Below are 18,605 nucleotides of genomic sequence, written 5' to 3'. Positions count from 1 at the left end.
CAGATGTTCGTCATCCTGGTCTACGACACCGCCGCCGAACGCAACCCCAAGGTTCTGAAGACCTGCCGCAAGTACCTCCACTGGACCCAACGCAGCGTCTTCCAGGGCGAACTCACCGCAGCCCAGTACCGGGCTCTTACCTACGCCCTCAACGCCGTGATCGACCCCACCCACGACAGCATCGTCACCTACACGGCCCGCTCCCCGGACATGATCGCCGCCACAACCATCGGCGCCACCCTCGGCGGGCCGGGCGACATCCTGTGACCAGCACCGCTGCAGTACCAGCAGGTCGCTGCACCACCACGACCCACAGCGGCGCTCCCAGGTGCTCTGACCTGGGGCTTTACCCTCGGGTCGTGATCAGCCCTGGAGGGCTTGCAACGTTGGGACGGTTAGCGAGTAGGGACCCCGGCGGCCTGTCGTGATCAGCCCTGGAGGGCTTGCAACACGGCCTCACCATCTGGGCCCACAACGGCATGCCCCGTCGTGTTCAGCCCTGGAGGGCTTGCAACCGGTGACGGCCTACGTCAGCGACCGCACCCATGCCGGTCGTGCTCAGCCCTGGAGGGCTTGCAACATCTGGATCGTGCCCGTCCTCAAGATCATGAACGACGTCGTGATCAGCCCTGGAGGGCTTGCAACAAGGGGATCAGTCGCATGCGGCGCCGGAAGGCGAAGGGGTGCTCAGTCCTGGAGGGCTTGCAACCGTTCGAGGTCGACGACGTCGACCAGCGGCAGGCCAGTCGTGATTAGCCCTGGAGGGCTTGCAACGGGCACCCGGGTACCGAGCACGGGGGGCGGGGTCTGCGCGTCGTGATCAGCCCTGGAGGGTTTGCAACTCAGCGAGTCGCGGCCGGTGATGCCGTCCGCCGTCTGTGCTCAGCCTCGGAGAGGCGTGAACCGTAGATACCGTCGCGCCGGCGCGGAACGCGGTGCGGCGCGCTACCGGGCCCACCAGCCGGCGGCCGGGGTGCGTGGTCGTAGACGCTCGCCCTGGGGGCCGAACATGATCAGGTACTCGACCGGGCCGCCCGGGCCGGCGTTGGCGAGTCCGTGGGGGGTGCGGGTCTCGAATTCGGCCACGTCCCCGGCGTTCAGCACGAGGTCCTGCGTGCCGAGGGCCAGCCACAGTCGGCCGTAGAGGACGCACAGCCATTCGTAGCCGTCGTGGGAGGCCTGCCGCGGCCGGGCCGGCGGTGCGTCGACGGCGGGGAGGACGTGCTTGTGGGCGTGCAGGCCCCCGACGTACCGGGTCAGTGGTAGCACCGTCTTGTCGTTGCCGGAACGCCGCGGCGCCACCGTGGGTGCGGTGCCGGCCAGTTCGTCCAGGGAGGCGCCGTACGCCTTCGCGAGTTGCAGCAGCACCTCCAGGGTGGGCTTGCGCCGGCCGGTCTCGATCCGCGAGAGCGTGCTCGGCGAGATGCCGGTCGCGCGGCTGACGCCGGTGAGGGTGGCGCCGTGCTGCTCGCGTGCCGCACGCAGCCGGGGGCCCATGGCCCCCAGTGTGTCGTCGGTCACCGTCGCTCCGCTCCCTCCCATCGTGCCGCCTCCACGGCCCTGTCCTGCCAGTTTGCCAGAATGGCAAGGGTGTTCGCGTTGCGCGGCCGCCGCGCCGCATGATCGGTGGGTAACCGCGACCGCCCGTGAACCGAGGAGAAGCGATGCACCAGCCCGCGCCGTCCGCCGATCTGCGCCACCGCACCATCGAGGCACCCGCCGGGCGCCTGCACCTGGTCGAGCAGGGCAGCGGACCGCTCGTCCTGCTCGTCCACGGCTTCCCCGAGTCCTGGTACTCCTGGCGCCGCCAGCTCCCGGCCCTCGCGGCGGCGGGGTACCGGGCCGTGGCGCTCGATGTGCGCGGCTACGGCCGCTCCTCCAAGCCGGCCAGGACGGACGCCTACCGGATGCTCGACCTGGTGGCGGACAACGTCGCCCTGGTGCGCGCCCTGGGGGAGGAGAGGGCGGTGGTCGTCGGGCACGACTGGGGTTCCGGCATCGCGGCGGCCTCCGCCCTGCTCCACCCCGAGGTCTTCCGCGCCGTCGGACTGCTGAGCGTCCCCTACTCGCCGCCCGGCGGCGCCCGCCCCTCCGAGGTCTTCGCGCGGATGGGCGGCGACGAGGAGTTCTACGTCTCGTACTTCCAGGAGCCCGGACGGGCCGAAGCGGAGATGGAGCCAGACCTCCGGGGCTGGCTCGCGGGCTTCTACGCGGCCATGTCCGCCGACACCATGCCCGCCCCGGGCGAGCCCGACCCGCACTTCGTGGCCCGCGCCGGCGGCCGGCTGCGCGACCGCTTCCCCGGCGGCAGGCTGCCCGGCTGGCTGACCGAGCACGACCTCGACGTCTACGCCGGGGAGTTCGAGCGCACCGGCATGACCGGGGCCCTCAACCGCTACCGCGCCATGGAACGCGACTGGGAGGACCTCGCCCGGTACGCAGGAGCCCCGATCGAGCAGCCGTCCCTCTTCCTCGGCGGCGCCCTGGACGCCTCCACGACCTGGATGGCCGAGGCGATCGACGCCTTCCCGGCCACCCTCCCCGGCCTGGTCTCCTCCCACATCCTGGACGGCTGCGGGCACTGGATCCAGCAGGAGCGTCCCGAGGAGGTCAACCGCCTGCTGACCGCCTGGCTCGCCGCCCTCCCGGACTGAACCGGCGGGTGTGCCGGACGGCCCGCGGGTCGCACCGATTGTCGCGAAGCCTTGACACTGCGTCACGAGGCGAGAACCCTGGTGCCGTACTCCAGGGACGTGAGGGACACGGCATGCCATGGGTTGACGAGAGCGGGCGCCACCGGGGTTTCCCGGCGGCGGTGTTGGCGGACGGCACCGAGCCGGCGCCGTTGCCGGACGGGCGCACCACCTGGTGGCTCTACAACGGTGCGGACGGCCCTCGGGCCACTGCGGTGCGCGCCGGTTGCGACTGCGGCTGGCGGGGTGAGCGGGTGCACGTGCTGGACTTCGGTGACGACGTGGCGACCGAGGCGGTGGGCGAGGCCACCGGGCCGTTCGCGGACTGGGAGGAGCACGTCGACCTGGCCGAGGGCGTGGTGCCGCACGAGGTCGAGGAGCTGATCGCGGCGCTGGTGGACCGGATCTGCGACCTGACGGACGGTCGGCCGTACGCCGCGGCCCGTGCGGCCGCCCGCTTCGAGCGCGCCGCCGGTTCGACGGCGCTGCTGGCGGGCCGCAGGGCCCGGAGCAGCATGATGACCTGGGAGTACATCGGCCGCGCCTTCGGCTGCGGGCCGGCCGAGGCGCTGGAACGGTTCGGCGAGACGTTCCACGACCTCGACCAGGGTGAAGAGGCGTAGGTTGCCGGCTGCTGGTTGTCGCACGTCGAGCAGGCGGCGGCCCCCCCCGGAGGCGAAAGTCGGCCCACGGCGGGGCGTCCGTGTGACAAGATCCCGGCATGGCTTTGGAGGTCTGGGAGTTCGCCGGCGAACACTACTGCCTGCAGTCGACCGAACTGGTGGACGGCTCACGGTACTTCGAACTGAGTGAGGCCCGCGCCGCGCCGGCCGGCTGGACGACCGGATCCGGCGGCGGCGACTTCATGCCGGGGCCCGCCGCCGTCACGGTCGTCGCCATGCGCAAGGAGGAGGACGAGGACGAGGAGAAGCTCCCGTTCGTCACCTTCGCCGCGGACCGGTCTCTCCCGTTCGACATCCTGAGCCGCTTCACGGCGCGCATCAGCGAACTCCTGGACGGCGAGGGCGTCGAGCCCGCCGGGTGAGTCCCGACGTCACTCCGCGCTGGCGCCCTGAGCCGGCGCATCCAGCAGGTGGTCGAGCAGCCGGCCGAAGACGACGCGGCCGACGCCCGCCACCACCGGGTCGAACAGCGCCGGCAGGCCGGCGATCCGCAGCTCCTCCGCCCAACTCGCCTCGCTGCCGCCGCCGTCCACCGCCCGTACCCGCAGCTCGGCGCCGCCGCGGACCGCGCGCCCGCGCTTCGCGAGCCGGCAGTGCCCGTCCTGGCCGGGGGCGGGGGCGGTCAGTTCGACGATCTCCATCGGGTCGTCGAAGCGCAGCGGCCCGAGGCGGGTCCGGGCCACGACCAGATCGCCCGGCAGGCCGTGGACGTCACGGGCGTCGCGGACGTCACCGCCGCCCGGGACGACGCGGACCCGGGTGAACGGCACCCGTTCCCCGTGCCGGGGCCAGTCGGTGAGGCGCCGCCAGCACTCGGCCGGCGGCAGCGGCGAACGCCGGGTCAGAAGGAAACGGGCCATGCCCGGAGCGTAACGGCCCGGCGAACAAGACGGTGTTCCGGCACGGCGGGGGGCGACTCGACGGACAGGCGGCGCGCGACAGGGGCTCGGGCCCGTACGATCGGCGAATGTCTGACTTGACGGAAACCACGCCCGGTTGGCTGGCCCCCGAGGAGCTGGAGACCACGCGGGCCAAGATGCCGATCCTTTACGTCGAGGCCGTGCCGGTCCGCGTCGACGAGTCCGGGGAGGTCACGCAGATCGGCCTGCTGCTGCGGATCGGCCCGGACGGCACGGTCAGCCGCACCCTGGTGTCGGGCCGGGTGCTGCACCACGAGCGGATCCGGGACGCGCTGCTGCGGCACCTGGAGAAGGACCTGGGGCCGGTCGCGTTGCCGCGGATCCCGGCCTCGCTGCAGCCGTTCACGGTCGCCGAGTACTTCCCGACGCTCGGGGTGACGGAGTTCCACGACCCGCGCCAGCACGCGGTGTCGCTGGCCTACGTCGTCCCGGTGGCGGGGGACTGCCGGCCCCGGCAGGACGCGCTGGACCTGGTCTGGTTCAGCCCCGAGGAGGCCGCCTCGGCGCTGGTGCAGCAGGACATGCCCGGCGGGCAGGGCGCGCTGCTGAAGCGGGCGCTGGCCCACGTCGGCTGCCTGCTCTGAGGACACCGCCCCGGCCCCGGCCCGGGCAGTGCCGACCGCGGCGCCGCCCGGGCCGGACGACCACCACCCCGCCCGGCGCTCCTCCGGCGGGTCCGCGTCACAGCTTCTGGTACTCGAACTCGGCCTGCGGGCCGCCCGGTGAGGAGTAGCCGTTCGACTGCACGGTGACGTCGATGGTGTCGGGCTTGCCGGGGCCGGTGCTCGGGTCGGGCGCGGTGGCGACGATCTCGCCGGGGGCGCCGGTGCGCTTGACCTGGACCGAGGGCGAGGGGTTGTCGCCGAAGTAGACCTGGGCGTCGGAGCAGAAGTTGACGCCGGTGATGGTGACGGATTCGCCCTTCCTGCCCTTGTCCGGGGTGATGCCGGTGACCATCACGGGTTCGGGTCCGCCGTAGGCGAACTGACCGAAGGGGACGGCGGGCGAGGTGCCCAGGTCGGTGGTGACCCGGACGGCGACGACGCCGACGCCGGGCGGCGCGTAGACGCCGATCCCCTGACCGTCACCGCTGACGTCCGGGTCCTCGCACGGGACCGTCCCGAAGTCGACCGCCGTGCCCGCGCCGAAGCCGCTGCCGGCGACGAGGATCGCGCTGCCGTCCTTGCCGGCGTTGCTGCTGATGGCCCGCACCACCGGGCCGGGCAGCACGTCCGGGGTGCGGAGCAGCCCCAGGTAGGTGGAGTTGGCGTGCTGGTAGGCGACTTGGCCCAGGAAGTCCGGGAGCGACTTCCTGATCATGACCGGGTCGTAGTCGGTCCGGTAGTCCCGGTGCAGCGGCTTGGCCACGCCCGGCTGGGCGTACTGGTGGGGGCCGGGCAGGCCGGCGAGCGCCGTGATGACGGCGTCGACGTCCTCGGTCGCCGCCGGGCCGGGGTGGGGGTACCACTTCTTCACGTCGTCGAGACTGGTCCAGGCGCGCGGTACCACGTCCCATTCGTTGAAGTGGCGTTCGTTGGCGACCCAGTGGAGGGAGTCCACGTAGGCCGCGAAGTCCCGGCCCCCGGCGGTGGGGGCGGCGAAGGTGTAGAGGCTGAACCGCGGGACGGGGGCCGACCAGGTCTGCGCCTGGAGGTAGGGCGCGACCATGGTGGCGAGGCAGCCACCCAGGCTGTGACCGATCACGTGGACGGTCGGGTTCGGCCGGGCCCAGGTGAGGGCGCCGTCGAGGGCCTTCAGCAGGGTGATGCCCGAGGAGGTCATCGTGACGACCTGGGTGAACGCCTCCATCGCGCCCTTGGAGACGGCCACCGGAGCGGAGGACGAGCCGATCGCGGTGAACGGCACCATCGTGCCCACGTCGAGGTCCTCCAGGAGGTCGGTGACGTTGCCGACGGTGCCGCGGAGCACCACGGCGTAGGCGTTGGCGGTGGTGTTCACGGCCAGGTACGCCATGTTCGCGTTGTCCGGGCTCAGCGCCAGCCACTGCAGCCGCCAGTCGTTCCGGGTGGCGAGCGAGGGCTCGGCCAACTGCTGGAGGACGCCCCGGGAGATCCGGGCCTGCTGCTCCGCCGTCGTCTCTCCGGACGGCCGCGGGGTGGCGCCGGTCGCCGCGATCGCGGCCAGCGTCATGGCCACTTGGGCCATCGTGGGTGTGCTCTGCTCCGTCGACATGCGTTCTCCCTGGGAACCGATCGCCTCACCGAACGGGGAGGTCGTGTCCCACCTCGGTTCCACCCGGTACGTCTGACGATGTGTCCGCGTCCGGGACGTCATGCCACCGGGCGCACGACGCCGCGGGCGGTCAAGCCTTGGTAAAGTCCGGTCGGCCCTCTGGATGTGCCATTGCACATGTCACATCATGCTCCCCATGAGAAAAGCCATCGCCCTCCTCGCGTCCGCGGCCGCCGTCGCCGCCCTCGGCGTCGGATCGGCCTCCGCCGCCGACCCCGACACCCTCACCCTGGAGGACAGCGGCCAGGGCAGTCTCGCCTGGACCTCCTGTCAGGACGCCAACACCCCCGCGCTGCAGTGCGCGATGCTGGAGGTGCCCGTCGACTACGCCGCGCCGCACGGCCGGAAGATCAAGATCAAGCTGAACCGGCTGCCGGCCACCGCCCCCAAGGACAAGCAGCAGGGCCCGATCCTGCTCAACCCCGGCGGCCCAGGCGACTCCGGGCTCTGGATGCCGGCGTACATCTCCGGGAAGGTGCCCGCGGACGTCGCCTCGACCTACGACTGGATCGGCTTCGACCCGCGCGGCACCAACGGCAGCGACCCCCATGTCGTCTGCGACGCCCACTACTTCGATGCCGAGCGCCCCGACTACCAGGTGAGCCAGGGGACTTCGAAGGCCTGGCTGAAGAAGGCGGCCGGCTACGCCGCCGACTGCGCGGCCGACTGGTCCTGGCTGATGCCGCACATGACCACCGTCGACAACGCCCGCGACATGGACAGCATCCGCCGCGCGCTCGGCGTGCCGAAGATCAACTTCTACGGCGGCTCCTGGGGCACCTCCCTGGGCTCCACCTACGGCCAGCTGTTCCCCTCGCACGTTCGACGGATGGTGCTCGACAGCATCGTCGGCCCGACCATCAGCTGGTACGACCACAACATCCTGCAGGACAAGGAACACCAGCGCCGCTTCGATGCCTTCGCGGCCTGGGCCGCCAAGGCCGACGGCGTCTACCACCTCGGCACCGACGCCGCCGCCGTCCAGAAGGCCTACGCCCAGGTCGAGGACGCGCTGCGCAAGGAGCCCGTCGACGCCGCCCCCGCCCCCGGGAAGATCGGCCCCGCCGAGTTCGAGGACACCTTCTACGGCGGCGGCTACAACTTCCTGCGCTGGCCCCGGATGGCCACCGTGCTCTCCGCCTACCTCACCCAGCACGACACCCGGCCGCTGAACATCGCGTACAACAAGTACGCCGCCCCGGGCAGCGACGACGGCACCTTCCCCGCGTACAACGCGGCCCAGTGCACCGAGAACGCCTGGCCGCGCGACTGGGAGGTCTGGAAGAAGGACCAGGCCAAGGTCAACGCGACCGCGCCCTTCTACACGTACAACAACATGTGGTACAACGCCGCCTGCATGTTCTGGCCCTACCAGGGCAACCAGGCCGGCCGGCTGAAGATCACCGGCAAGGGGCTGCCCCCGGTGCTGCTCTTCCAGGCCACCGAGGACGCCGCCACGCCGTACGAGGGCGGCCTCGCCATGCACGACGCGCTGCCCGGCTCCAAGCTGGTCGTCCAGAACGGCGGCAGCTTCCACGAGATCCTGTTCCACGACAACCCCTGCCTCGACGACACCTTCACCGCCTACCTGCGCGACGGCAGCCTGCCCGAGGGCAAGGGGCGGATCGCCAAGACCTGTGCGCCCGAGGCGGACCCGGCCCCGGTGTTCGTGACTCCGCCGCCGGCCACCGCCAAGGCGCTCACCGCCGACGCCGACGCGGCGCGGCTCGCGCCCGGCGACCCGGAGGCCGTCCACGGCGTCCTGCGCTGAGCTTCCGCAGAGACCGAGCATCGATCAGTGCGCCGGCCCCCGTGCGGGGGGCCGGCGCACCGCCGTCAGGCCCAGAGGTTGGTCGGCCAGTCCATCGCCCACGCGAGGTCGGCGAGGTACGGGACGCCAGTGAGCACGGAGGCCACCACCGTCACCGCGACGCCCGCGGTGCGCCGGGCCGCGAGCAGCAGCAGGACGCCGGCGGGCAGGTAGAGAACCACGAGCGGCAGCGGGATGAAGGCGAACGGGAAGGAGAGCGCCGCCTGGAGGACCAGCAGCACCCAGCCGATGATCAGGCACCAGCGGCGGAACAGGGCGCGGCTCGGCGCGATCAGGGGCAACAGGGTGAGCGCGATGACCAGGGCGAACAGGCCCACCCCGTGCCAGAATCCGGACGTCGCCGCGGGCAGCACGGCCGCCGCGAAAGGCAGCCAGCTGGCCCCGGCCAGTGCGGCGACCAGCCGGGCCCGTCGCCCGGCCCGGAAATAGGTCCACGCGCGTCGCGTCATCACGCGCCCCCTCGGCATCGTTTTGAATCCGTTCAAAACTAGGCCGGACGGCCCTCCGGAGGCAAGTCCGGGGGCCGTCAGTCGCAGCGCCCGCTGCCGCTGTAGCACGGCGTGTACCCGGGCTTGGGCGGTGGCGGCGGCGCGGGGTGGCTGCGGTTGTACGCGTGGCCGAGCTGGACGGCGAAGACGAACAGCACGGCCGCGCCGAACAGCTGGAGCCCCGCCGTCCAGCGGGCGCGCAGCAGGGCGGCGAGCCCGGCGGCGCCGAGGGCCGCGCCCAGCAGGCCCCAGGTGAACGAGAGTTGGCCGCGGGCGACCCGGTCGGCGGCGCCCTGCTCGCCCGAGGCCGCCCACAGGTCCATGCCGTAGCCGAACATCCGGCCGACGTACACCAGCGCCAGGACGACCAGGAACAGCACCCCGGCGGTGATGTCCGCGGCGCGCGAGGGCCTGGGCCGCCGCAGTCGGCGGAAGGCGGAGGCAGGGGTGGAGGCAGGGGCGGAGGCAGGGGCGGTGCGCTTCGATCCGTTCGGCTTCGATCCGTTCACGGGGGACAGCCTGGCAGCGCCCGGGCCTCGGCGCCTGAGCATCCGTACTCAGATCGTGTCCGTACGGCCGACCGGTGGGGGAGCGCTCGGTGCGCCCCGGCGTGCGCCGGTGCGCCGGGTCGGTGCGTTCGCCCAAGTCACTTGGTGAGACACGGACTTGGCGCCCGGCCGGGCTGTGGTGGAGCATGGGCGTGCCCGGTCTGTCGTGGTGCGCCCCGCGCCGCGGCCGGGCGGGCAGTGGTCGGTGGCGGAGGAGGCGGGGCCGGTGGATCCCGTGGAGCGTCCGATTCTGGTTCGGGGCAGGGCCGTCCCGCTGGCGAGGTACCTGGCCGAGGAGGAGATCGCCGGACTGGTCGCCTGCTCGTGCATCGGGAACGAGGTGACGATCGACCTCCCGGACACCCGGGTGCTGGTGGGCCTGGTCGACGTCGCCGGCGTGGTGCGGCTCAACTTCCACATGGTGCACGCGGGCGCGGCCAAGCCGCGCTCCTGGTCGCGCCTGCTGCCGGTGGGCACCGGCCCCGGCGAGATCGCGGCCCGGATCGCCCGGGACGTCCGGACGCTCGAACGCGAACTGGCGCCGCTGCGCCGCCGCTCCCCGGAGGGCGTGGAGCAGCGCTGGCCGGGGTGACCGGCGCGCGCCGGCCACCCCTCGAAGCCCTCGCGTCAGGTGCCGCGCGCGGCGCCGCCGCCCTGGTGGGCCTCGGCGTCGGCCGCGGCGACGACGGCGCTCAGCAGGCCGGGGAAGCGGCGCTCGAGCTCCTCCGAACGCAGCGCGTTCATCTTGGTGGTGCCGATGTAGTACTGGCGCACCAGCCCGGCCTGCCGCAGCACGGTGAAGTGGTGGCTGGAGGTCGAGCGGCCGACCGGCAGGTCGAAGGAGCCGCAGCTGAGCGGGCTGGCCGCGTGCGCGAGCGTGTGCACCACCTTGCGCCGCGCCGGATCGGCGAGGGCCTCAAGTACCTGCTGGACGCTGACGTCCTCCACACCAGGGTGTTCGATCATCCGCGCCACGACGCGTGCTCGTCCCACACCTGCCACCCCTTCCCACCTGTCGACCCCCGTCCCGTCCGCATCGTAGGAACCGCGCCGAGCGCGCGCGTTCATGCCCGACGCTACACGGCCGGCGGGGGTCGCCGGGGGCCGTCTACCGGTGCGCGGCCTCGGCCACGGCGACCGAGTCGAAGCCCTCGCGGCGCACCCGTTCGGCGCCCCAGTCGCCGAGCGGGCCGAGGGCCCGGTTGAGGGTGATCCCGTGCTCGGTCAGCGAGTACTCGACCCGCGGCGGCACCTCGGCGTAGACCTCGCGGCGCACGAGGCCGTCCTCCTCCATCTCGCGCAGGTGCTGCGTCAGCATCTTCTCGCTCACGCCCGGCATGCCGCGGCGGAGTTCGGCGAAGCGGCGCACGCCGTGGGCGTGCAGCTCCCAGAGGATCAGCCCCTTCCACTTGCCGCTCACCACGTCGAGCGCGGCATCGATGCCGCAGATGTAGGGCCCGCTCCTCGGTGCCTTGGCCATCGCTCAATTCCCCCTTACCAAAAGGTGAGTATCCCAGTAAATAGTAGGTACTTCCGGGAGCGGCGACGCTCTCCGAGGATGGAGGGGTGAACGAACGACAGAACCACACGAACCAGCAGAACAGCGCCGTCACCGTGATCGGGCTCGGCCCGATGGGACAGGCCATGACCCGATCCCTCCTGAACGCCGGCCACCCGGTGACCGTCTGGAACCGCACCGCCGCCCGGGCCGAGGGCGTCGTCGCCGCCGGCGCGACGCTCGCGGCGACCCCCCGTGAGGCGGTCGAGGCGAGCGGCCTCGTCCTCCTCAGCCTCACCGACTACCGGGCGATGCACGACATCCTCGACGACGCCACCGCGTCGCTCGCCGGCCGCACGCTGGTCAACCTGAGCTCCGACACCCCCGAGCGCTCGCGCGAGGCGGCCGCCTGGGCGGCGGGCCACGGCGCCGACTTCCTCACCGGAGGGGTCATGGTCCCCGCGCCGATGGTGGGCACCCAGGCGTCCTACGTTTACTACAGCGGCCGGGAGCAGGTGATGGAGGAGCACCGGTCGGCGCTGGCGCTGCTGGGGGCGCCGAAGTACCTCGGGACGGACCCGGGCCTCGCCCAGATGATGTACCAGGCCCAACTCGCGGTGTTCCTCACCACCTTGTCGGCCCTGATGCACGCCACCGCGATGCTGGGCACCGCGGGGATGAAGGCCGGGGAGGCGCTGCCGGAACTGCTCGCCTCCGCCGACTCGATCGGCGCCATCCTGCGGGCCGGCGCCGGGGCGGACGGGAACCCCGGCACCGCGATCGACGCCGGAGAGCACCCCGGCGACCTCAGCACGGTCACCATGATGGGCGCGACCACCGACCACATCGTCGAGACCAGCACCTCGATCGGCCTCGACCTCGCGCTCCCGCTGGCCGTCCAGTCCCACTACCGGCGGGCGATCGAGAACGGACACGGCACCGAGAACTGGACGCGCATCATCGACAGCATCCGGGGGCCGCGCTGACCGCGGTCGTTCGATCCTCTATCGTGTAAGGCATGGATGATACGATAGACCCTTACGAGCTGCGCGCGGGCGTTCCGGACGTGGCGACCTTCCGCGGCCTGCGCACCGGTGCCGGGATGACGGACCGCCCCGCCGAGGCGGTGGCGGCCGGCCTGGCCAACACCTGGCACGGCGTCACCGTCCACCACCCGGAGGCCGGCATCGTGGGCATGGGCCGGGTGGTCGGCGACGGCGGGACGGTCTACCAGATCGCGGACGTCTGCGTGCTCCCCGAGCACCAGGGCCGCGGCCTCGGCGCCCGGATCATGGCCGAGCTGACCGGCGCCCTGGAGCAGCGCGCCGTGCCCGGGGCGTACGTCTCCCTGATCGCGGACGGCCCGGCGCACCGCCTCTACTCCCGCTTCGGCTTCGTGCCCACCGCCCCGCACTCGATCGGCATGCACCGTCTGGTCTGACCGCCCCGGACGGGGGAGGGCCGCCCGCCACTCGGCGGGCGGCCCTGCGGTATGCGGGCGCGGGTGCCGGGGCGGGCGTTACCGGACGATGTAGTGGTCGTCGAGCTCCCCCTCGCTGGCGCAGATCTCCCGCTGCTCGACGATGTCGGTGGCCACCCAGCCGTCGTCGTCCTTGCACTGCTGGACGGTGATGGGCGGCTCGAGGTGGCGGGTGTGCGCGCTGGCGGAGGCCGCGGCGGCGCCCAGGGAGAGCGCGGCGGCGGCGAGCACGGCCAGGGCGGTGAGGCGTGTGGTGGCGGTCATGCCCGGTCAACGACGGCGCCCGCCCCTGGTCACCGGGGGCTCGCCCGTCCGTGCCGGGCCTGCCGCGAGGCCGGTCCGGGTCACGCGCGAGGTGACCCGGACCGACCGGGACGGGCGGGTCAGGCCTGCGCGAGGGCGCCGGTGATCTTCTCCTTGAGCGCCCCGAGGAGGCTCTGCAGGAGCGCGATGGTGCCCTCGTCGACCAGGTTGCCCTCGTCGTCGAACCGCTCGTGCGAGCGGAAGACCATGACCTCCGGCTTGACCACGACATCGGTGTGCGTCCAGACGAACACCTGCCGCAGCGCGAGCTGCGCCCGGACCGAGCCGAAGTTGGTCGGGGCGGCGCCCAGGATCGCGGTCGGCTTCCGCTGCAGCGGCAGGCCCTCCGACTTGCTCCAGTCGGTGCTGACCCAGTCGATCGCGTTCTTCAGCACGCCGGGGACGGAGTAGTTGAACTCCGGCGTGGCGATCAGCAGTCCGTCGGCCGCGGTGATGCGGTCGCGCAGCTCCTGCACGACGGCGGGCCGGGCCTCGGCGGTGTCCAGGTCGAAGTCGTAGGGCGGGATCTCCCGCAGGCGGTCGTAGACCTCGATGTCCAGGCCGCCGGGGTTGAACTTCCGGGCGGCGTGCAGCAGCGCGGTGTTGTGCGAGTTCGCGCGCAGGCTGCCGGAGATGGCGAGGATCTTCAGGTCGGTCATGACCGGTCCCTTTCTCAGAAGCGGAGGGCCGCCTACCGGCCCCGGCCTCGACCGTAGGCGCGCCGCGGCGGGGGCGCGGGAGGCCGTACACGCCACCGGGGGGACGATCGGCGCCAGGGGGGACCGTTCGCGCCAGGAGGGGGACGGTTCCCGACCGATGGGTGCCCCGGCCTTGATTTCTGGCGTGCGATTAGAATCGCGCGCTGTGCACAGAGACACGGTTCCCGCCTACCTGGTGCGGCTCGTCCGCGACAGCGCGCTCCGGCTGGGGATAGCCCCGCAGGAGATCGCGCTGGCCACGGGGCTGGAACCGGCCGCACTCGCCGACGACCTGGCACGCGTCCCCACCGCCGCGATCAACCGGATCTGGGAGCTGATCGTCGTTCACGGCGGGGAGGGGATCGGCCTCCTGGTCGCCGGGAACGTCCCGCTGGGCAGCCTGCACGCCTGGGACTACCTGGTCACCAGCGCCCCCACGGTCGCCGAGGGCCTGCGCGAGGGGGCGCGCCTGATCACCGCGCTGACCGACCCGGCCGTCTCGCTCGACGTGGTGGAGGAGGGCCGGCGGCTCACCCTGAACTACAACGGGCTGCCGTTCCGGGACGGTGTCGACCGGGAGATCAGCGTGTTCGCCCTGGCCACGCTCCTGCAGCGGATGCGGGTCGCCGGAGCCGGCTCGGCCGGCCCGGTCAGGGTCGCGTTCGCCCACCCGGCCCCGCCACGACACCGCCACCTGATCGACGGCTTCGGCACCGCCCGCATCGATTTCGACCAGCCCACCAACTCGATCGTCCTGCTCGACGCCGGGCGGCAAGCGCCCTCCGCGGACCCGGAACTGGCCCGCATCATGCGGCGCTACGTGGAGATGGGCCTGGCCGCGGCCCGGCCGGCCCCGGGCTGGCGCGACACCTTCCGCGCCGCCCTGGCCGAGGCGCTGGCCGACGACCTGCTCTCGCTGGAACGCGTCGCCTGCCGGCTCGCCGTCAGCCCGCGGACCCTGCAGCGCCGGCTCAGCGACCACGGCACGACCTGGCGCGAGGAGATCGACGCCGTCCGCCACGAACAGGCCGCCCACCTGCTCCGGGACACCCGGCTCCCGGTCCAGTCGATCGCCGCCCGCCTCGGCTACGCCGACTCGCGGGCGCTGCGCCGGGCCTTCCAGCGCTGGACCGGCCACACCCCGGACACCTACCGGAAGTCGGCGGACCTCGAGACGGCGGCCACCGGCAACGGCTGACCCGCCGGGAACGGCCGACCCGCCGGGAAGGACTGGAAGGGCACGCTCAGAACCGCAGGTCCATCCGCTGCTCGACGGTGTCGAGCCCGAACTTGCGGACCGGGCGGGAGACGGTCAGCTCGAACCCGGCCTCGGCGTACAGGTGGTGGGCGGCGTCGAGGCCGGTGATCGTCCAGAGCAGCACGCCGTCGTACGAGCGGGCGCGGGCCTCGTCCAGGGCGGTCTCCAGCATCCGCCGGCCCAGGCCGCGGCCCCGGGCGGCCGGGTCGAGCAGCACCCAGCGCAGCTGCCCCCAGCCCGGGCGCTCCTCGGCCCGGACCAGGCCGGTGGCGCCGACCACCCGGCCGTCGAGCTCGGCGACCCACAACCGGCCGGGTGCCGCGCCGCCCTCGGCGGCCCGGGCCAGGACCAACTCGGCCATGCCGGCCGCGACATAGGCCTCCATGGTGGCGTCCATGCCGTACTCGCGGGTGTAGAGGACGCCGTGCAGGGCGGCGACGGCGCCCAGGTCGCCGGGCCGGTCGGCCTCGCGGACGGTCGCGTATCCGGGTGCGGTGGTGGCCATGGCGGCATCCCCTTCCACTGAAACACTCGTTTCAGTGGAACGATAGACCACGTGCCCACCCCAGCCGACGCACCTTCCCGCCCCGCGCCGCGCCGCCCGTCCGTGCGCCGCGAGGACCTCCTCGCCGCGACAGTCCGCTACGTCGCCGAACACAACGTCTCCGACCTCTCGCTGCGCCCGCTGGCGGCCGGGATCGGCACCAGCCCGCGCGTGCTGCTCTACCTCTTCGGGTCGAAGGAGGACCTGGTCCGCGAGGTGCTCGCGGTCGGCCGGAGCGAGCAACTGGCCCTGCTGGAGCGCTCCGAGGCCGAGGGCGGCAGCCCCCGGGAAACCCTCGAGCTGCTCTGGGAGTGGCTGACGGCCCCCGAACGCCGGGGCGCGCTGCGGCTGTTCTTCGAGGGTTACGTCCGCGCCTTCGGCCGCTGCGAGCCCTGGCGGGACTTCGGCACCGCCTCCCTGGACGAGTGGCTGCCGCCGCTGACCCGGGTGCTCGACGGCACCCGGGCGAACGCCACCGTGGTGCTCGCCGTCCTCCGCGGGCTCCTGCTGGACCTGCTCGCCGCCGAGGACGAGGACAACATCCGGCGCGTGCACGCCGCTTGGCGCGACTTCCTGGACGCCACCCTGGGCGAGCCGTAGCGGTCACACCCGGCGAGGCCGGGCCCGGCACCGCCGCGCCGGGCCTGGCCGCACCGGGCAAGCCGTCACCGCGTCCCGGAATCGGGCCGGCCGTCCCGCAGCACCAACTCGGCCACCGTGCTGTCCCAGAGCCGCCGCTGGTACGCCGGGGCGTCGGCCGGGATGTGCGCGGAGACCGCCCGCGCCTCCGCCACCAGCGCCTGCCGGGCCTCCGGCAGGCCCGCCACGCGGTGGGACTCGCTCGCCATCCGCAGGACGACCGCCAGCTTGTAGGCGTACACCCGAGGGTTGGCCGCGAACAGCACCCGGTACACCTGAAGTCCCTCCTCCCCGTACAGGATCCGGTCGTTGTGGCTCAGCAGCCGCACCCGCGCCCGCAGCACCAGGTCCTCGTGCACCCGCATCTTCACGTCCCCCTTCGTCGCCTTCCGCCCGCCCGCCGCCCCCGTTCGGGCCCGCCGCCGGAGGGCGTACGGGCACGGCGGCGCGTCGGCCGCGGGGGAGGGGTGGGATTGCGGACGAGTCTGCGGCGTGCCCGGGGTCCGCGGCAAGGTTCGGCGAGGGTGTGCTGAGTCCTACCGAAACCCCCTCCGAGCTGGCAGGATTGGGGTCGACACGCTGCGGGGGGACTCCTTCGGCGGCGGCCCCACCCCGGCGGCCGAGCGGGTGCGGGGCCCGGCTAGCCTTGGTCGTATGTTCGTACTTGAGCTGACGTACACCGCCCCGCTGGAGCGCATCGACGCGGTGCTGCCGCAGCACGTGGCGTGGCTGACCGCCCACTACGAGGCCGGCACCTTCCTCGCCTCCGGCCGCAAGGTGCCGCGCGAGGGCGGCGTGATCCTGGCGGCGGGCCCCGACCGGGCCGGGATCGAAGCCCTGGTCGCCACCGACCCGTTCGTGCGCGAGGGCCTGACCGAGTACCGGATCACCGAGTTCGTCGCGACCACCACCGCCCCCGCGCTGGACGGCCACCGGGAGCAGCTGCCCAGCTGAACCCGTCCGCCCCACCGGCCCCGCCCCGGTGTCCCGTGTCCTCCGGGACGCCGCGCGGTGGCTACGATCGGTGGGCGGGGGCCTTCGGTGGGTTTCGGCTTTTTTGTCTGGTGGGAGTTGGCGAATGGTGGATGTACGGGCCGGGCAGCCGGCCGGTTCCGGTGACCTGGTGGACGTGGCGCGGCTGGTGACGGCGTACTACGCGCTCAAGCCCGACGTGCGGGAGCCCGCGCAGCGGGTGGTGTTCGGGACCTCCGGGCACCGCGGGTCCTCGCTCGACGTGGCGTTCAACGAGGACCACATCGCGGCGACCACGCAGGCGATCTGCGAGTACCGCGCGGCCCAGGGCGTCGGCGGGCCGCTGTTCCTCGGCGCGGACACGCACGCGCTGTCCGAGCCGGCCCGGGTGACGGCACTCGAAGTGCTCGCGGGCAACGGCGTGCGGGTGCTGCTCGACTCCGCCGACGGCTACACCCCGACCCCGGCCGTCTCGCACGCGATCCTCGCCCACAACCGGCGCAGCCCGCAGGCGCTGGCGGACGGCATCGTGGTGACGCCCTCGCACAACCCGCCGCGCGACGGCGGGTTCAAGTACAACCCGCCGAGCGGCGGGCCGGCCGGCTCCGAGGCCACCGGGTGGATCCAGGACCGCGCCAACGAGCTCATCCGCGAAGGCCTGCGCGGCGTCAAGCGCGTCCCGTACGCGCGGGCGCTGGCCGCCGCGACCACGGGCCGGTACGACTTCCTGAACGCGTACGTCGACGACCTGCCGTCCGTCCTGGACCTGGACGCGGTGCGCGCCTCCGGCCTGCGGATCGGCGCCGACCCGCTGGGCGGGGCCTCCGTGGCGTACTGGGCGCGGATCGCCGAGACCCACCGGCTCGACCTGACCGTCGTCAACCCGGACGTCGACCCGACCTGGCGGTTCATGACCCTGGACTGGGACGGCAAGATCCGGATGGACTGCTCCTCGCCGTCCGCGATGGCCTCGCTGATCCGCCGCAAGGACGAGTACGCCGTCGCCACCGGGAACGACGCCGACGCCGACCGGCACGGCATCGTCACGCCGGACGGCGGGCTGATGAACCCCAACCACTACCTCGCGGTGGCCGTCGACTACCTGTACCGCCACCGGGCGCACTGGCCGGCCGACGCGGGCGTGGGCAAGACGCTGGTCTCCTCCTCCATGCTCGACCGGGTCGCGGCCGACCTCGGCCGGCCGCTGGTGGAGGTCCCGGTCGGCTTCAAGTGGTTCGTCGACGGCCTGCTGGAGGGCTCGATCGGCTTCGGCGGCGAGGAGTCCGCCGGCGCGTCCTTCCTGCGCCGCGACGGCGGGGTGTGGACCACCGACAAGGACGGCATCCTGCTGGCCCTGCTCGCCGCCGAGATCACCGCCGTCACCGGCTCCACCCCCAGCGCGTACTACCGCGAGCTGACCGCGCGCCACGGCGACCCCGCCTACGCCCGGGTGGACGCCCCCGCCGACCGCGAGCAGAAGGCCCGCCTGGCCCGCCTCTCCCTGGAGCAGGTCACCGCCGGCGAACTCGCGGGCGAGAAGATCACCGCGGTGCTCTCGCACGCCCCCGGCAACGGCGCGGCCATCGGCGGCCTCAAGGTCTGCACCGACAACGCCTGGTTCGCGGCCCGCCCCTCCGGCACCGAGGACGTGTACAAGATCTACGCCGAGTCCTTCCTCGGCACCGACCACCTCGCGAAGGTCCAGGCCGAGGCCCGGACCCTCGTCGGCGAGGTCCTCGGCGCCTGACGCCGAACCGGAGGCGGCCCCGCCCGGGGCCGCCTCCCGCACGTCACCGG

General features: G+C 73.1%; 24 protein-coding genes and 1 CRISPR repeat array. Of the genes, 13 read left to right on the top strand and 11 right to left on the bottom strand.

Going from position 1 to position 18,605, the window contains the following annotated elements; all coding sequences use genetic code 11:
- Nucleotides 1-3: 3 nt before the first annotated feature.
- Complete coding sequence (gene cas2, locus VM95_RS25950; RefSeq protein WP_045700850.1) at nucleotides 4-267, top strand: CRISPR-associated endonuclease Cas2; 264 nt, start codon at nucleotides 4-6, stop codon at nucleotides 265-267.
- An 89-nt stretch (nucleotides 268-356) separates the two neighbouring features.
- Nucleotides 357-842: direct repeats of the CRISPR family, unit length 29 nt; unit sequence GTCGTGATCAGCCCTGGAGGGCTTGCAAC.
- A gap of 103 nt (nucleotides 843-945) precedes the next feature.
- Here the strand turns inward: cas2 and VM95_RS25945 are convergent.
- Nucleotides 946-1,542, bottom strand: a complete 597-nt coding sequence (locus VM95_RS25945; RefSeq protein WP_045700848.1) for a helix-turn-helix transcriptional regulator — start codon at nucleotides 1,540-1,542, stop codon at nucleotides 946-948.
- Between the two features lie 122 nt (nucleotides 1,543-1,664).
- On the opposite strand from VM95_RS25945, the gene VM95_RS25940 reads away from it, so the two are divergent.
- From VM95_RS25940 to VM95_RS25930, 3 genes are all read left to right on the top strand, one after another.
- Nucleotides 1,665-2,654 (top strand): alpha/beta fold hydrolase, encoded by a 990-nt coding sequence (locus tag VM95_RS25940; protein WP_045700846.1) that lies wholly within the window; start codon nucleotides 1,665-1,667, stop codon nucleotides 2,652-2,654.
- Nucleotides 2,655-2,767: 113 nt separating this feature from the next.
- Nucleotides 2,768-3,316, top strand: a complete 549-nt coding sequence (locus VM95_RS39105) for a hypothetical protein (protein WP_157882213.1) — start codon at nucleotides 2,768-2,770, stop codon at nucleotides 3,314-3,316.
- Between the two features lie 98 nt (nucleotides 3,317-3,414).
- Nucleotides 3,415-3,738 (top strand): hypothetical protein, encoded by a 324-nt coding sequence (locus tag VM95_RS25930; RefSeq protein ID WP_157882212.1) that lies wholly within the window; start codon nucleotides 3,415-3,417, stop codon nucleotides 3,736-3,738.
- Nucleotides 3,739-3,747: 9 nt separating this feature from the next.
- Here the strand turns inward: VM95_RS25930 and VM95_RS25925 are convergent, their stop codons facing one another.
- Nucleotides 3,748-4,236 carry an SRPBCC family protein gene (locus tag VM95_RS25925; RefSeq protein WP_045700841.1) on the bottom strand — a complete coding sequence of 163 codons (489 nt, stop codon included), beginning with the start codon at nucleotides 4,234-4,236 and terminating at the stop codon, nucleotides 3,748-3,750.
- Between the two features lie 107 nt (nucleotides 4,237-4,343).
- On the opposite strand from VM95_RS25925, the gene VM95_RS25920 reads away from it, so the two are divergent.
- Nucleotides 4,344-4,880: an NUDIX hydrolase family protein gene (locus VM95_RS25920; protein WP_208615531.1), complete on the top strand. Its 537-nt coding sequence runs from the start codon at nucleotides 4,344-4,346 to the stop codon at nucleotides 4,878-4,880.
- A gap of 97 nt (nucleotides 4,881-4,977) precedes the next feature.
- Here the strand turns inward: VM95_RS25920 and VM95_RS25915 are convergent, their stop codons facing one another.
- Nucleotides 4,978-6,489, bottom strand: coding sequence for a lipase family protein (locus VM95_RS25915; RefSeq protein ID WP_045700837.1), 1,512 nt, complete (start codon nucleotides 6,487-6,489; stop codon nucleotides 4,978-4,980).
- A gap of 196 nt (nucleotides 6,490-6,685) precedes the next feature.
- On the opposite strand from VM95_RS25915, the gene VM95_RS25910 reads away from it, so the two are divergent.
- On the top strand, nucleotides 6,686-8,320 hold the full coding sequence (locus tag VM95_RS25910; protein ID WP_045700834.1) for an alpha/beta hydrolase: 1,635 nt from the start codon (nucleotides 6,686-6,688) through the stop codon (nucleotides 8,318-8,320).
- Nucleotides 8,321-8,385: 65 nt separating this feature from the next.
- On the opposite strand, the gene VM95_RS25905 is transcribed toward VM95_RS25910, so the two are convergent.
- The gene (locus VM95_RS25905; protein ID WP_045700832.1) at nucleotides 8,386-8,829 is read right to left on the bottom strand and encodes a hypothetical protein; all 444 of its coding nucleotides are present in this window, start codon (nucleotides 8,827-8,829) and stop codon (nucleotides 8,386-8,388) included.
- A gap of 77 nt (nucleotides 8,830-8,906) precedes the next feature.
- On the bottom strand, nucleotides 8,907-9,377 hold the full coding sequence (locus tag VM95_RS25900; protein WP_157882211.1) for a DUF6234 family protein: 471 nt from the start codon (nucleotides 9,375-9,377) through the stop codon (nucleotides 8,907-8,909).
- Nucleotides 9,378-9,651: 274 nt separating this feature from the next.
- Here VM95_RS25900 and VM95_RS25895 point away from each other — a divergent pair, with 274 nt between their 5' ends.
- Entirely contained in the window at nucleotides 9,652-10,008 is a 357-nt protein-coding gene (locus VM95_RS25895) for a hypothetical protein (RefSeq protein WP_157882210.1), read from the top strand.
- A 35-nt stretch (nucleotides 10,009-10,043) separates the two neighbouring features.
- On the opposite strand, the gene VM95_RS25890 is transcribed toward VM95_RS25895, so the two are convergent.
- Together VM95_RS25890 and VM95_RS25885 are read right to left on the bottom strand one after the other, a co-directional pair.
- A complete protein-coding gene (locus VM95_RS25890) occupies nucleotides 10,044-10,409 on the bottom strand; it encodes an ArsR/SmtB family transcription factor (RefSeq protein WP_341846031.1) in 366 nt (121 codons plus the stop codon).
- A 115-nt stretch (nucleotides 10,410-10,524) separates the two neighbouring features.
- Complete coding sequence (locus VM95_RS25885) at nucleotides 10,525-10,896, bottom strand: winged helix-turn-helix transcriptional regulator (protein ID WP_045700826.1); 372 nt, start codon at nucleotides 10,894-10,896, stop codon at nucleotides 10,525-10,527.
- Between the two features lie 86 nt (nucleotides 10,897-10,982).
- On the opposite strand from VM95_RS25885, the gene VM95_RS25880 reads away from it, so the two are divergent.
- Together VM95_RS25880 and VM95_RS25875 are read left to right on the top strand one after the other, a co-directional pair.
- A complete protein-coding gene (locus tag VM95_RS25880; protein WP_045700824.1) occupies nucleotides 10,983-11,900 on the top strand; it encodes an NAD(P)-dependent oxidoreductase in 918 nt (305 codons plus the stop codon).
- A 32-nt stretch (nucleotides 11,901-11,932) separates the two neighbouring features.
- Nucleotides 11,933-12,355, top strand: a complete 423-nt coding sequence (locus VM95_RS25875) for a GNAT family N-acetyltransferase (RefSeq protein ID WP_045700821.1) — start codon at nucleotides 11,933-11,935, stop codon at nucleotides 12,353-12,355.
- A 78-nt stretch (nucleotides 12,356-12,433) separates the two neighbouring features.
- On the opposite strand, the gene VM95_RS25870 is transcribed toward VM95_RS25875, so the two are convergent.
- Both VM95_RS25870 and VM95_RS25865 read right to left on the bottom strand, forming a co-directional pair.
- Nucleotides 12,434-12,658 (bottom strand): hypothetical protein, encoded by a 225-nt coding sequence (locus tag VM95_RS25870; RefSeq protein WP_045700818.1) that lies wholly within the window; start codon nucleotides 12,656-12,658, stop codon nucleotides 12,434-12,436.
- A 119-nt stretch (nucleotides 12,659-12,777) separates the two neighbouring features.
- The gene (locus tag VM95_RS25865) at nucleotides 12,778-13,356 is read right to left on the bottom strand and encodes an NADPH-dependent FMN reductase (protein ID WP_045700816.1); all 579 of its coding nucleotides are present in this window, start codon (nucleotides 13,354-13,356) and stop codon (nucleotides 12,778-12,780) included.
- A gap of 205 nt (nucleotides 13,357-13,561) precedes the next feature.
- Here VM95_RS25865 and VM95_RS25860 point away from each other — a divergent pair, with 205 nt between their 5' ends.
- On the top strand, nucleotides 13,562-14,593 hold the full coding sequence (locus VM95_RS25860; protein ID WP_167352960.1) for an AraC family transcriptional regulator: 1,032 nt from the start codon (nucleotides 13,562-13,564) through the stop codon (nucleotides 14,591-14,593).
- Between the two features lie 46 nt (nucleotides 14,594-14,639).
- On the opposite strand, the gene VM95_RS25855 is transcribed toward VM95_RS25860, so the two are convergent.
- Nucleotides 14,640-15,158: a GNAT family N-acetyltransferase gene (locus tag VM95_RS25855; protein WP_045700812.1), complete on the bottom strand. Its 519-nt coding sequence runs from the start codon at nucleotides 15,156-15,158 to the stop codon at nucleotides 14,640-14,642.
- A gap of 51 nt (nucleotides 15,159-15,209) precedes the next feature.
- On the opposite strand from VM95_RS25855, the gene VM95_RS25850 reads away from it, so the two are divergent.
- The gene (locus VM95_RS25850; RefSeq protein ID WP_045700810.1) at nucleotides 15,210-15,797 is read left to right on the top strand and encodes a TetR/AcrR family transcriptional regulator; all 588 of its coding nucleotides are present in this window, start codon (nucleotides 15,210-15,212) and stop codon (nucleotides 15,795-15,797) included.
- A gap of 65 nt (nucleotides 15,798-15,862) precedes the next feature.
- Here VM95_RS25850 and VM95_RS25845 read toward each other — a convergent pair whose 3' ends face one another.
- A complete protein-coding gene (locus VM95_RS25845) occupies nucleotides 15,863-16,201 on the bottom strand; it encodes a hypothetical protein (protein WP_157882209.1) in 339 nt (112 codons plus the stop codon).
- Nucleotides 16,202-16,490: 289 nt separating this feature from the next.
- Between VM95_RS25845 and VM95_RS25840 the strand changes: the two genes are divergently transcribed.
- Complete coding sequence (locus VM95_RS25840) at nucleotides 16,491-16,790, top strand: YciI family protein (RefSeq protein WP_045700808.1); 300 nt, start codon at nucleotides 16,491-16,493, stop codon at nucleotides 16,788-16,790.
- A gap of 124 nt (nucleotides 16,791-16,914) precedes the next feature.
- Entirely contained in the window at nucleotides 16,915-18,555 is a 1,641-nt protein-coding gene (pgm, locus tag VM95_RS25835) for a phosphoglucomutase (alpha-D-glucose-1,6-bisphosphate-dependent) (protein WP_045700806.1), read from the top strand.
- Nucleotides 18,556-18,605: the final 50 nt, after the last annotated feature.

The sequence above is a fragment of the Streptomyces rubellomurinus genome (assembly GCF_000961885.1).
Taxonomy (GTDB): domain Bacteria; phylum Actinomycetota; class Actinomycetes; order Streptomycetales; family Streptomycetaceae; genus Kitasatospora; species Kitasatospora rubellomurina.
The sequence above is the reverse complement of the archived record's forward strand: the minus strand, read 5'-3'. Positions and strand labels throughout refer to the sequence as shown.